This window comes from Planctomyces sp. SH-PL14, from assembly GCF_001610835.1.
GTDB lineage: Bacteria > Planctomycetota > Planctomycetia > Planctomycetales > Planctomycetaceae > Planctomyces_A.
In genome coordinates this window covers 294,813-308,582 of record NZ_CP011270.1, presented here as the reverse complement: position 1 = coordinate 308,582, position 13,770 = coordinate 294,813, and the positions used below count along the sequence as shown (strand labels likewise).

8 protein-coding genes are annotated in these 13,770 nt (G+C 65.3%); 2 read left to right on the top strand and 6 right to left on the bottom strand.

What is annotated here, in order from left to right:
* Nucleotides 1-254 precede the first annotated feature (254 nt).
* A complete protein-coding gene (locus VT03_RS01230) occupies nt 255-3,836 on the bottom strand; it encodes a M56 family metallopeptidase (RefSeq protein ID WP_197489163.1) in 3,582 nt (1,193 codons plus the stop codon).
* A gap of 2 nt (nt 3,837-3,838) precedes the next feature.
* Nucleotides 3,839-4,231, bottom strand: coding sequence for a BlaI/MecI/CopY family transcriptional regulator (locus VT03_RS01225; RefSeq protein ID WP_075091293.1), 393 nt, complete (start codon nt 4,229-4,231; stop codon nt 3,839-3,841).
* A 575-nt stretch (nt 4,232-4,806) separates the two neighbouring features.
* Between VT03_RS01225 and VT03_RS01220 the strand changes: the two genes are divergently transcribed.
* Entirely contained in the window at nt 4,807-5,112 is a 306-nt protein-coding gene (locus VT03_RS01220; protein WP_156514210.1) for a hypothetical protein, read from the top strand.
* A 448-nt stretch (nt 5,113-5,560) separates the two neighbouring features.
* Complete coding sequence (locus tag VT03_RS01210; RefSeq protein ID WP_075091290.1) at nt 5,561-5,863, top strand: hypothetical protein; 303 nt, start codon at nt 5,561-5,563, stop codon at nt 5,861-5,863.
* A 736-nt stretch (nt 5,864-6,599) separates the two neighbouring features.
* On the opposite strand, the gene VT03_RS35130 is transcribed toward VT03_RS01210, so the two are convergent.
* The 4 genes from VT03_RS35130 to VT03_RS01195 form a co-directional block, all read right to left on the bottom strand.
* Nucleotides 6,600-6,923: an H-X9-DG-CTERM domain-containing protein gene (locus VT03_RS35130; RefSeq protein WP_410000383.1), complete on the bottom strand. Its 324-nt coding sequence runs from the start codon at nt 6,921-6,923 to the stop codon at nt 6,600-6,602.
* Nucleotides 6,924-6,977: 54 nt separating this feature from the next.
* Nucleotides 6,978-7,577, bottom strand: coding sequence for a DUF1559 domain-containing protein (locus VT03_RS01205; protein WP_075091289.1), 600 nt, complete (start codon nt 7,575-7,577; stop codon nt 6,978-6,980).
* A 1,775-nt stretch (nt 7,578-9,352) separates the two neighbouring features.
* On the bottom strand, nt 9,353-12,442 hold the full coding sequence (locus tag VT03_RS01200) for an efflux RND transporter permease subunit (RefSeq protein ID WP_075091288.1): 3,090 nt from the start codon (nt 12,440-12,442) through the stop codon (nt 9,353-9,355).
* Nucleotides 12,442-13,686, bottom strand: coding sequence for an efflux RND transporter periplasmic adaptor subunit (locus VT03_RS01195; RefSeq protein ID WP_075091287.1), 1,245 nt, complete (start codon nt 13,684-13,686; stop codon nt 12,442-12,444). Before VT03_RS01195 ends, VT03_RS01200 begins: the two co-directional genes overlap by 1 nt.
* Between the last annotated feature and the right edge of the window lie 84 nt (nt 13,687-13,770).

Genomic DNA, 13,770 nt, shown 5'->3' with positions numbered 1-13,770 from the left:
GCCCCGGATGGAAAAGCACGTGGGCCGGATCGCCCGCTCCATGCGGAGGGTCACTATGATGCTCCGCAGGGCCGTCGGGCCCTTCCGCGGGACCACTGACAGGCCTGAGTGACGCGCGGCAGGCGCCGCCTTATAGGGGAAGAAGGGCGGGTACAGCGCCAAGGGCTGCTACGCCTCCGGGATGCTGGCCGTTTCGCCGCGCATGCCGAAGTGCGGTCCTTGCTACGTCCGGGCCGCGAATGTCCCCAGAGCAGTCATCGTCCGGCCTCGAAGTTCAAGTCACCGAGGTCGACTTCTCCGGGCTCGGCAAAGCTCGTCTCCTTGAGCGTCCGGTTGTTCTGGTTCACGTCATCCGCGATCGTCAGCCGGTAGGGGATGTTCAGGATGAGGCCGGTCAGTCGGACTCGGCCGTCGGCGTCGGGGACTACCCGGTTGTCGGTGATCCACAGACTCTGGCGGCCGTTGTGGAACGGGACCAGGTCACCGCGGAGCGTCACTTTGCTGGTGACCGGCCGTCCCTGGGCATCCACCAGCCGGACCGTGGCGGTCGCCATCGGCATCAACGGGACCTCGGCGGAGTCATCCTCCGCCTCAACGATCTTCATTCCGCCGAACTTTCGGTCCGCGGAGTAGGCGACCACCATCGTCGGCTGCCGGATGCGGGTGATCTGGAAGGTTCCTCCCTTGTCCGCCGTCGCGGTCCGGTGGAAGTTCTTCGTCCCCAGGTCCCGGGCAAAGATCCGGGCGTCACCGACGCTGGCGGCCGCGTTCTCCGAGACGACCCGCCCTTTCAACTCCGCTGAATCGGGCTCGAGGAACTCGACGTCGAAGTGAAACTCCGGCTCATCACCGATCAGGAACGTCCGGCTTCGGTCGAGCTGAGGTGACTTCGCTTCCGGCCAGGTTTCCAGGCTGAACTGTCCGGGACCGACAAAGAACTCGAACTCGTCGCCCTTGAGAGTCGCGGGCTGATGTCCCAGGTAAGGCTGGATGCGCGAATTCAGCCCCTTCGGGTTCGGCAGCAGGACTCCGGGAACGTCGTGGACCTCCCGTCCACGCTGTCGAAGAGAGACGGACCAGCTGGACGACAGCCCAGCCGGCCGCCGGATTCGTCCATGGACGCGCCGTGCGGGCTCGACCACCAGATCGACAGCCTGCTGATCGATCCGAAGCGCGGTGTTGATGTGGTCCCGGGCCGGGGAAACCATCCGGCCGTCCGAGGAGAAGGCCACCAGCATTCCCAGGCAATCGGGATCGAGGCCGATCGAATAGCCCCCTTCGTGGTCGGCGAAGACAACGCCGCCGCCACGGGAACCCACCCATCCTGCGGTGATGCTCGCCACCCGGGCGCCGGGGACCGGGCTGCCGTCGGCGGTTCGGACATGACCCGTGATCTGGACGCGACGACTCAACACCACTTCGGTCTTCCGCTCTCCCGTTCCCGGCGGGTCCACGCTGATGAGGCGGGAGGCGAAGGTCGGCGAGAGGTGGCGGAACCAGATCGGACTTAGGTGCCAGGTCGGGATCCAGGGGAAGGCGACTTCGCCGGCGGCGTCCGTTGTCCGGGCGAAGTCCCCCGTCAGCCCCAGCGCCAGCTGTTCGATCTGATCGGCTCGCTGGACCGCGTTGGGATAGACCTTGAGCCCCGCGACCGGGCGGCCCTCTTCGTCCTTCACGGCCAGCTTCACGGAGCCGGCGCCGGTCAGAGCGAACGTCAACTCTCCAACCAGCGACGAAGCGACTCCGCGTTCGGTTCGCCGGTTCTCCAGATACTCGCGATAGAGGCGGTAGTCGAAACCCGTTCCGTCTTTCCACACGGCCACGGCGTCGACCGGCAATCGGCGAGGAAGGTCCATGAGGAACCGCCCGTCCTTCCCGGTCTGGCCGTGAACGGCGGGACGGTTGGCGGAGACGACCGAGACCTGCGCGTTCGGCACCACGGCTCCCTGGGCATCGCGGGCCAGGACTTCCAGCCGGACCCGCGGCTCAAGCGTGAGCACGAGTGGCGGACAGTCCTGATCGGCACCCAGAGTTGGAAGCAACTGTGCGTCGGCGTCCTGGGCCTCGTTCTCGGCGAGGACCAGCAGGCCGTTCCGGTGCGGAAGGCGGATCGGGACGCGGAAGCGTCCCACGGCGTCTGCCAGGACAAAGGTGCTGCTGGCATAGTTCCGCAGCTCGATCCGAGCCCGGGGCGCGGGACGCCCGTCGGCGGTCTGGACGGTCCCCTGAATCGCCGTCAGCCGGTTCTGGCGGGCGTCCCCTTCCAGCGACCGCATGTAGGGATCGTCCGAGGCGACGATCTCGACCGCGCCGTCTTTCACCTTGGGGTCGAGGACGATGGGGGCCAGGGCGCGATCGTTCAAGGCCTCGACGAGCCGCTTGAGTGACGAACGCAGGCTGACATCGGCCAGCGACATCGCGCCCGGACGGTCGTACGTGCTGACCCCGAGTCGGCGGAAGCTCTGATCGTCGAGCCGGATCGGCAAGTCGTGCCGCCACGCGATCTGGCGGACCGCTTCGAGCAACGTCCGGTCGGCGCGGACGTCGATCGTGTCGACGGTCTGCAGCGCCGTTTGCACCCGGCGATCGGACGCCGCCGCAACCGTCGGCAGATCGGAAGACGAGGGATCGGTCTGGCTCGTTTGAGTCTGCTTGTCGACGTCCCGTCCCGGCGCGGACGGAGCCGCCTCCTGCCCCGTCGTGGGGACGCAGAAGCCAGCCGCGGCTATTGCCACCATGCCGGACGCAAGGAGGCCTCCGAGCTGCCGGCGAGTCGACGGACACCGGTTCTTCGTCGTGTCGAGGATGGCGCGAATCCGCAGCTCGGCGGGCGAACGGCCGGCCATCGAGAGGACCGTCGGAGGAAGGCGCCGGGTCGGGCCGGCGCTGCGGAGGATGGACAGAAGATGCTCGGCGTAGTCCACCGGGGGATGGCCGGCCGCGAGGACCGCGTTGTCCGTGGCGAACTCGGCTTCGATGCGGAGGCGGCGGAGAGCGATCCAGGCGAAGGGATGAAACCAGACGAGGGCGGCCGTCAGCCGGGCGACCTTCTGCCAGGCGATGTCGCGGCGGCGGACATGGACGAGCTCGTGCGTCAGGACGGACCGGAGTCGATCGGCCGGCCAGCCGGAGGCCGAGGCCGGGAGCACGATCGTCGGATGAAAGAGACCCGCCAGGAACGGGACCGTGGCGGTGTCCGAATCGAGCAGCGTCGTTTGCCGCGGGAGACCGAGCGCGCCCTCGGCCTGATGGAGAATCGCGACCGCGGACGCGTGCCGCGTGGGCCGGCACCGACGGACGAAGTGTCGCAAGTGGAGCGCCGTGGCCGCCATCAGGACCCCGTGGACGAGCAGTCCCACGAGCCACGTCCCCACGAGGAGGGAACGCCAGGGAATCGGGAGGGACCAAGTCGGCCCCGCGGGATCGACCCGCCGGGGGAACGGGGCGACCGATGCCTGAGGAGCGAAGTCCGACTCCCGCTGCGGAGGAGCAGAGACTTCGACCGGCGGCAGGCTTAAGGCCGGCGCCGGCCACTGCGACAGGACCGGGAGGTGCGGCGGGGGCCCGGAAAGAGACCGCGGCCGAAGAGACGCGGGGAGCGCGCTCGATGAGACGACGCCTCGTGGTAGCCAGCTCTGGAGCGGGGGCAGAAGGATCGGCGAGACGAGGACCGTGAGGGCCGCGATCCCCCAGACAGCGTGCTTGAAGGCGGCCGAGGCCCGGCGGGCGAGGCTGCATCCGATCGCCGCGGCGGCGTAAACAAGCGTGGCGGTGACGGTGAGAATCAGCAGCGAGCGGCCGAGGACGGGCAACAGCGCGGTGGAAGCGGCAGCCATGATCATTCGCGAATCTCCTTCCTGGCCTGGTCGATCAGCGACTGCATCCGGTCAAGGTCGTCCGGAGTCAGTGACTTCGCCGAGAGATCGAGAAGGGCGGCGACCGCATCGGTCGGCTCGCCGGCGAAAAAGTTGTCGAGGAGTCGAGAGAGGGCCGACCGGCGGACGGAGTCCCGGGAGGCGGCCGGTCGGTAGAGGTAACGCTTCCCCTCCTGCCGGGTCTTGAGGATCCCCTTCTCGACCAGCGTGGCCAGGATGGCGCGGACAGCCGAATACGTCGGCGGGTCCGGGATGGCCCCTAGAACATCGGCTACGCTGGCCTCGTCGAGACGATAGATCGCCTCGACGATCTGACGTTCGCGGCGGCTGACATCGAGGGGAAGGCGTTTGGACATAGTCGAACGGGAGGGGCAGACCGGCTAAGAGGCCACGGGGCTAAACAATCAACGTGCTGGTTTCGCAGCACGTGCTGCAAAAGTAGCACATAAAGACCATAGATGTCAATCAGGCCTTCCACTTAACTCACTCCCCCAGCCAGCTAACGATGTCAGTCCAGTAGTCCGGTCGCCGGTCACAAATGATTCATGGGCCCTCGGAAGCGACAGGTCGGTGTAGGGGCTTGCAAGCGGTTGTGCCAAATCTCGAATCTCGCTGCGTCAACGCTCAGCCGTCTTACAAGGTAGAAGGACGAGCATGGACTGAGCACGATCGAGTTTGGCGGCGATCCGAAGTGCGGCCTAAGCTACAAGTGACCGGCTCGGACGGTTTCTCGCATCCACAGACGTGCTCATAGGCTCCAAGAGCGACGACCGGCGCTCGTGATCGCCCGAGAAGATCGGTAAGTGTGCGATGCTTCGGGCCACAAGTTTTCGAGTTCCACGGGGCCTACGGTCCGCGTCGAGCCCCCTTCTCATTAAAGGAGGCCGAGTATCAGTTCCGCCGGTCACTGGACGGTTTCGTCAAAGACCTCGTGGCCGAGTGCCGTGCCTACGAGACGACGTGCGGGGAAGACGCCCGGGCGACCGAGAAGGCGATCCGCGACCGGCTGCTCGATATGGGCTACCTCGAACTCGTCAACGGTGCCCCGACAATGGGAACGTATACGCCGGACATGCTCATCCGCCACCCGCACGTCCGCGGGGCCAAGGACAAGCGGGACAGTGTCGCCGGCGAGATCGAGGGATATCTGTCGCTGATGCGGACAAACCAGCAGGAAGTGGCGAACCTCACGAGGCGGCTCAAAACGCTTCGGGACGCCGCAATCCTGGCCGTGTAGTGCGTTGCTGACCCGACGCGAGGCGAACGACCGCAGGTGGTCCCGCGGTCGTTCGCCGCGCCCGGGGTTCTTTCCCCGGACACAAGACACACTTCCCCGCCGCGGTCTCTTTCTTGGCTCGCGACCGCGGCCCTCACGCGGAGCCCCAATGGGAACACATTCGCGATTCACGCTCCTCTCCCCGACAACGAACGCACCATGGCTGCCGGAGCCTCTGCACCGAGAGCAGCAAGGGGTGTTTCTGGCTCAGGAGGAATTGATCGCAAAGCGATACGAGGCGGTGAGCGAAGTTCTCCGGAATCGTCCGTCCGGTGAAGCATTCGAGCCGGTTCGGATCACCAGCCTCTCTCTCCTGTCTCAAGAGCTTCATTTCCGGAGAGCTGTCGAGGAGTTCGCTCGTAAGGTTCTGGAGGCGTCGAGAGTGTACCTCTAAGAACTCGCCGCGGACTTGGAACCCGCAGAGGAGGCCGCAAGAGCCAAGCTCCGGGACGCCGGCTACAAGGACCCCACCGACGAGGGCGTCCACAGCTCCTACACAGCAAAGATGGTGCGACGTCATCCCCTGGTGCAGGCGGTCGTTCAGGTACGGGCTGCCGTCGAAAGGTTCATCGACCGGCATGAGGCGATCCGGCGGGCCAATCTGCGGTGGGCTGATGAGCTGACGGCCAAGATGCAACGGCTGAGGACCGAAGCTCCCGTCCTCGCGGTCTGGTGCCCTGAACCGTCCACAATTGTGGACACTGATCGTTGACAACCTGGATGATTCCCGCCGCCGATTGGTCGCCGGCGTGCGGGGGCGTTCTACGTCGGCCGTCGCGGGCCAGTGGTCCGCGACTCTACAGTCACGGTGCAGCATTGGCGCCGTGCTGCACGCGAAACAGCCGCGAGGCAATCACCTGCTCGTCGTTCCACTTAAGTCGCTGCATGTGCGGGGTTTGCGTAACGCCTAGCGAGCCGAAGGTTAAGCGAAGCTCATACACGCCAGGCCGCAGAGGGGCCTTAAGGTCGGAGTCGAATCGAGCGGCCGTTTTGCCAACGCGGCGGAGCTTTAAGTAGCGCCGAGCTGCAACGAATTCTCCGGGACCAAGAGACGGACGGCTGATTACCTCTGCTCGCAACAGCGGTGCGGGGTCGGCCGGTTTCGCTACATGGGACGTTCTGTCGAGAGGCTTCGAGAAGCCAGTGAGAGTGCCCCACCACCACCGATCTACGTCGAGCGGAAATTGCCCGACCAACCTAAACGGCTCGCCGGCAGTCACACCGACATCTGCATTTTCGGTAGCACCGTCTATTGTCCAGTCTAGAGCTTCGACCTTCTTGTTCAACAGAGGCGCTGGCACAGTGGGGGGAACCGCATCGCCAAAGGCGTACCAATCGGTGATTGCAGCGAAGTAAGCGAGCGCGAGAAGTGCGATTCCGGTCGCACACAGCACAACGCTTCGTCGGGACATCGCAATGCTCCGAGGCAGAAATACCCACCACAACTGTTACGGTATTGAGCCGTCCTTCGGCAGACGCCTAAAAGAGGCCAAAGACATCATTTCCATTGCGAGATCCGAGATTCCGCCAAGTCTGAAGATCAATGGAAAACGCACAGCACCATCGCATAACAACAAGTTCACCCCTCCAGTGTGATAGCTGGTGGGAGGAACCGCTTTTGAAAATGACAGCAACTCATCAGGCGGAGTATTGAGACACCCCGGCCGATTAGGGGGCACAAAATGATTATAGGGCGTTTCCGTCCCGCCGTAAACTTGTGGTGCGCCCCATTGCGCACCAAGAATGGTTGTCACGTGATTCAGGGGATCCATGCACTTCTGGATGAACACCACCTCGTTGTCGTAGAAAGCGGCTAAATGCCACAACTAACGGTTGGGATTCTGCCTCGCCATTGCGTCGTCGCGAGGTGGTCTGTACGGCAAGTCGAGCGTCCCGATACCTGCCTCAGCGAACATCGCCGTCGCCGACAGACCATCGCTGACATCTCGGAACCTCATCGGCAGGATGCCCGCATTGCGGAGGCCGTTGAAGAAAAATGTGCTTCCTTCGTTGATCCGATAGTTGACGTGCAGAGAGTCCGGAATCGCATCCGAATCGGCCGGGCAGCGATATATCGGAGGTCCCTTAAACGGACCAATGCGATCGCTCGGGGGCTTAGAGAGTTCAGCACGCAACGAAACCTGCTCGACATAGGGGAGCAAGTCATACAGCGGCCGGTCAGCGTTGGGGAGTTTCTCGTAGACTTGGTGGAACTTCTGCGTGGCAACGCCAAGCTCCTGCAGGTGAGCGGCACACTCGATTCGCGGGGCCGCCCCACGGGCCGACTGCACCGCAGGAAGCGAGATCGCCGCCACCAAGGCAATCACGCCGATCGCGACGAGGACCTCCACGAGAGTCACTCCGGCCCGACCCTCACGACCTGACTGGAGACAACAATTCAGATCCGTCGCCTTGGTGACTTTCATAGAGGGTTTTCACTAAAGTCGATCTCAATCGACGACTCGTTCAAATACTGGAACTCGTCGGAGCCTTCCGTGTTCGGTGGGCCGTCGGGAGGAACCTGCGTCGCGAGCGAGGCATTATAGTGTCGGCCTGTGATAAGTCTGCCAGCGGGCACCGTATAGGTGAAACATTGGAACTGTACATTGTTCGCAGTCTTGAAATCCTGTTGTCCACTCAGCTGATGACTGGACTGGGGATCTTCGTTATCTGCGAGCGTGAGGATATAAATCGTTCCAGCGGCCGGCGTAGGCAGCTAAGTCGAGACCGTTACCCCTCCAGGCGGAGGTAAGGGGGCGTTCTTATCCTGTGTGGAACAGCCTGTCAGCCTGTCAGCAAGCAGCAAAGCACAAACAATGAAGAGCGCGCAAGCAAACTCCCTCTGGCCAAGGAATTGTCGCAGAAAGTGAAACGTAGAAACAGTATACCCAGTCGAATACACGACGCAAGCATCCTGAGTCGTTAAGGGCCTTTAAGTCTCAGATGAGACCGTCGCTCACTGGATCAGGACCGGCGAACTCTCGGCGTTCAATGTCTCCCGCGACCGGCAAAGCGGCAAGCCGCGCCTTCGGCTTCGTCAGTCTGACCTCGACGCCTTCCTGGCGGTCCGGTCGACATCGAATCCGCGAACGAAACGCCGCCGGCCCCGCCCCCTGGTCGAGAGCCTCTATTGGAAGGAGACGGTTCCCGTCTGCTCCTGCCCGAGCTAGGCCTCTCAGGTATCAATCCGGTCTCTGCGGATTTCGTTACCAGGGGCCGGGGAAATTCGACACAAAACAGCCTCTACTGGTTCGGGTTGCGTCGTTCGGAATTCTCGTCGGCGTGGAAGGCTGGTGGAGGAAAGGGGCTCCCGGACCCTGTCGGGAGGAGGTATTCTTCAGTCACCCGGAAGTACTGGATGTCGGTCCGGCTCATTCTGGCAGGCGAAAGCCATTTCGGAGTGATGGGGGCATTCGACAATACCCAAGCGAACAAGAGGACCCAGGCGGCTGGGCTCGCCACCATCGAGGCTCTAACGATCATCTTCATTTACCGCTCCTTCGGTTCACCCGGTTCCGGTCGAAAGACCGGTCGGGGGGCTCAACCCGGTCCCGCAGGCAAGGTCGTTACGTTCAAGGTCAGCGGGACAGCGACGAACAAGACTTCCGGCGCGGTCATCTTCGAGGCGGAGAAACTGGCGTCTTGCAGCTGCAGATGCGGGGCAAACCGAAGGGAAAGGGGTCGTGTGCGCTGTCAACTTCGACCGCCCCGATCCCCGCCCACCGCCGCCATTTTGGACCGCCCTCAACAACCGAATGTCGACTCGGTGATCCCGGCACCGTCGTCGGTAGTGTCCTCGATGTTGGTCGTTGCTCGTGATGCCCACTCTTGAGATCGCGAACAGCCGCAAAACGGCGTCGTCAACATCGCTGAATGTATTGAGCCCGGTCACGTCAGCATCAGCTTTGGGCAGCGGCAACGTGACGACGCGAAGCTTCATGGCAGCTCGACAGGAGGCGTCCTGTCCCTTCGGGAACGGCTTGTCTTCGTCTCATCGGCACGGTCGAAATGGACGGTGGGTTCGTTCTATACGAGAGCGGCTGCGCATTTGCCCACGACCGCGCCGAACGTGATGGCTCGATCAACGCAACGGACAGCGAGGGTCGACGCTACGACGGCAGGGGCATGGGGCGCTGAGATCGCCTTCACGGCGGACCAATTCACGAGACGGTCCTCGGATAGGCTCTTAGATGAATCCGTGTCATTCCTCCGCACCAAAGGTGGCGTAAATGGTCGGCAAAACAAACAACGTCAACAACGTCGACGACGCCAACCCGCCCAGAATCACAATCGCCATCGGGTGCTCAATCTCATGCCCCGGCAAGTTCCCCGCCACCACCAGCGGCAGGATCGCCAGGGCCGTCGTCGCCGCCGTCATCAGGATCGGAGCCAGCCGCTCCACCGACCCCTTCAAGATCATCTCGCTCCCGAACGCCTCTCCCCCTTCGCGGAGATGCTGGTAATTGCTGACCAGCAGGATCCCATTCCGTACCGCAATCCCGAACACGGTCACAAACCCCACCAGCGAACCCAGCGACAACGCACCGCCGCTCCCGAAGACCGACGCCACACCCCCGATGCACGCCAGCGGCACGCTCAGCATCACCAGCGAACTGAGCCGCACGCTCCGGAAGTCGAGATACAGGAGCAGGAAGATCCCCACCAGCGAGGCTGCCCCTAACCACAAGAGCCGCTGCTGCGCCTCCGCCTTCGCCGCAAACTCCCCCGCAAACTCGAAGTGATACCCCGAGGGCAGCCGCACCCCGGAGGCCAGCTTGCCGCGGATCTCCGCCATCACGGTCTCGACGTCCCGCCCCTCGGCGTTGCAGGTCACCAGCAGGCGCCGTCGCCCCTGCTCCCGGTTGACCATGTTCGGGGCCATCGCCATCTGGACATCCGCCACCGCCCGCAGCGGCACCGGATGCCCGGTCGGCGCGTCCAGCGGGATGGAACGCAGCTTCATCGGATCGTCGCGGAGCTCGTTCGGGAGCCGGACCACGACGTCGAACACCGCGTCCTCCTCGAACACCTGCCCCACCTGCGTCCCCCGCAGCAGCGTCTGCACCGTCTGGTTCACCGACCCGACCGACAGCCCGTACCGCGCGGTATCGCGGGGCTTCAGCAGCAGCTCCATCAGCGGCACGTTGACGAGCTGCTCGACCCGCAGGTCCACGACGCCGGCGACATTCTCCATCGCCGAAGCGGTCTCCCGGGCGATCCCGCGGAGGACGTCGAGATCGGGACCGACGATCCGGACCAGCAGATCGGACGTGCTGCCGGTCAGGACCTCGTCGATCCGCTCCCGCAGGAACTGCTTCGCCTGGAAGGCATAGCCCGGCGTCCCCTCCAGCACGTCGCGGACTTCGCCGAGCGTCCTGTCGTAATCGGCCCGGTCGTCGAGCGCGACCCAGACCTCGCTGATGTTGGGCCCCCAGGTGTCTTCCGACAGCTCCGCGCGGCCGATCTGCTGGGCGACGGTCCGCACGCCGTCGATCTTCAGCAGGTCCGCGGCGAGCCTCTTGCCGACCCGTTCGCTCTCGACCAGCGAGCTGTCCGGCTTCCCCGCCATGAAGATCACAAAGTTCGACTCGCGGAAGTCCGGGAGGAACTCGCCCCCCAGGAACGGCAGCCCCGCCGCCGAGGCCGCGAGCGCCAGCAGGCTGAGGCCGATGACCAGCCGCGACCGCCGCAGGAAGAATGGGAGCATCCAGCGATACAGCCGATTCGTGTGCCGCACCAGCCAAGGCTCCGCGGCGGAACGCGACGTCGACTCGTTCAGCATCAGGACGCACAGCGCCGGCGTGACCGTCAGGGCGACGACCAGCGAGACCAGGATCGCCACGACATACGCCAGCCCCAGCGGACCGAACAGCTTCCCCGCCAGACCGTCGAGGAAGAACACCGGGAGGAACACGAGCATCACGATGAAGCTCGCAAAGACCACGGCGCTGCGGACCTCCAGCGAGGCGGAGAGCACGATGTCGAACCGCGAGCGGGGCGTCGACGAGAGGGCGTTCTCGTGCAGCCGCCGGAGGACGTTTTCGACGTCCACGATCGCGTCGTCGACCACTTCCCCCAGCGCGATCGCCAGTCCTCCGAGCGTCATGGCGTTCAGCGAGACCCCGGAGCCGAGCAGCACCAGGAGCGCCCCCGTCAGCGAGAGCGGAATGGCAGCCAGACTGATGAGGAGCACCCGCCAGTTCATGAGGAACGCGATCAGGACCGCGGCCACCAGCACGCAGCCGATCAGGAGCGAGTCGCTGAGGTTGCCGATCGCCCGCTCGATGAAGGTCGCCTGACGGAAGAGCAGAGGATGGAGCGTGCTCCCTTCGGGAAGCGCCTCCTTCAGCTCGTCGAGGGCTGCCCGGACCGACGCCGTCACGGTGAGCGTGTTGAAGTCCGGCTGCTTGTGGACCACGAGCAGGATCCCCGGCTCGCCGTTGATCGTGGAGCTGCCGACCCGATCGGCGGCGGCGACCTTGACGTCGGCGACCTTCCCCAGCGGCAGGCTCACCCCGTCGCGGACGGCGACCGGCGCGGCGGCGAGGTCCTCCGGGTGCTCGATGCGGGTCCGCTGCCGGATCGAGAGCCGCTGGTTCGCCGTCTCGATGAACCCCGCGCCGCCGAAGCCGGTCGCCTGCCGCCCCGCCGCGACGACCTCGTCGAGCGTCACGCCGTACTCCTGCCCCCGTAGCGGCGAGAACTGGATCTGGTACTGCTTGACGCTTCCGCCGAAGACCTCGACGTGCGCCACTCCCGGAACCGCCTGCAACCGCCGCCGCAGCGTCCAGTCGCAGAACGTCCGCAGCCGCTCGTCGTCGCGTCCCGCATCCCCCGCCCCTCCGGCGCCGGCGGTCAGGCCGATCATGACCAGGCGGCTCGTCGAGGAGGTGAGCGGCATGAGCCGCGGGGTCTCGGTGAAGTCCGGCAGTGCCGTCCGCGCCTCAGCCAGCCGCTCGGCCACGAGCTGCCGGGCGACCAGGACGTTGGTCCCCTCTTCGAAGATCGCCGTCGCGACGCACAGGCCGGGGACCGACGACGAGCGGAGCACCTGAATCCGGCTGACCCCCGCGAGGGCCGCCTCGACCGGACGGGCCACGAGCTGCTCGACTTCATCTGCCGAGAGCCCCGGGGCTTCCGTCTGGACGACCACCTGCGGCGGCGCGAACTCCGGAAAGACGTCCCACCGCGCCCGCCGGAGCTGGAGGATCCCCGCGGCCGACATCACGGCCGCCAGCGCCACGACGACGATGGGGAACCGCAGCGAGAACAGAATGAGGTGACGGATCATCAGTCATCGTCCCCCACCATGAGGTCGGACCGAGACGATTCGGCGGAGAGCTGCTCCGCCGCCACGGAGACCACGACCTCGTCCGCCTTCAGGCCGCGGCGGACGATGACATTGCCGTGAAGCGTCCCCTCGCACTCGATCCGCCGCCGCGTGAAGCTCTCCCCGTCGGCCTCCCCCTTCTCCTTCCCCTCGGCCGAGGCGACGTAGCAGCTCGCGACGCCGAAGTCGTCGTAGAGGACCGCCGATCGCGGCACGAGGAGCGCCTCCTCGGCCCCATGGAGAGGCAACGTGACTGTGAGGGACTGGCCCACGCGGAAGTCCCAGCCGGGATTCGGGACTGCGTAGATCAGCTCGACCGTCCGCGTCGCGGCCCTGGTCTCCACGGGAACCGTGACCGGTTCCGCGAGCCGGATTTCGGAGCTGGTCCCGTGGGTGAACTGGGCCGCCGCCGCGCGGTCGATGTCGGGCTCGTCTCCTTCGAAGATCGGCACCCGCAGCCAGAGCGTCGACCAGTCCGCCACGGTGCAGACCGGATCCCCCGCCTGGAGGAGCTGCCCCTCCGTGACCTGCAGGCCGGTGATCCGCCCCTCGGCCGGCGCCGCGATGGCGACCGGCTTCACGAGCAGGTCCCCCTCGTAGGGTTCCCGGATCAGGAACGGGATCTTGTCCTTCGCCTGCTGGTAGGCCGCCCTAGACCGCGCCAGCGACTCCTTGATCTGGTCGATCCGGACCCCGGCGACGGCCCCTCGCGCGTTCGCGACCGCTTCGAGCTGGGCCTCGGAGATCTGCATGGTCGCCAACGACTGCTCGATCAGGATGTCGTTGTCTTCCTTGGCCTGCACGAGCTGCGAGATCTCCTGCGGCGAGAGGAACACATTTACCTGCGCGAGCGGATCCCCCCGCCGCACCGCCCGTCCCAGCGTCAGGCCTCCGGAGTCCGCCGGCTTCACGGCAAACCCCGCGACGGGCGCCCGGATCACCACCTCCCGACCCGGCGGCAGTCCCAGCCAGCCCACCGCCGACCTCCGGCTCTGGATCTCTTTGGGCCGCACCGACGCCGTCTGCAGGCCGATCGCCGTCTGCCGGTCGCGGCTCAGGACGATCTTGCCGTCCTGGGCGATCGCGCTCGCGGGGGGCGCCTCGTCGGCCTCCTTCCCCTCCCGCGACTCGCGGCATCCCGCGGCCGCGCTACCGAGCGCGGCGACCAGCAGCAGCCATTTCCAGATTGATTGTTCGAGACCCATACCAGGCTCCCGCAAGCGGCGGCGAAAGAGATCGTGCGCGGGGTCGCGGCACGTCAGGACGAGCGATCGCATCCGTGCAAACGC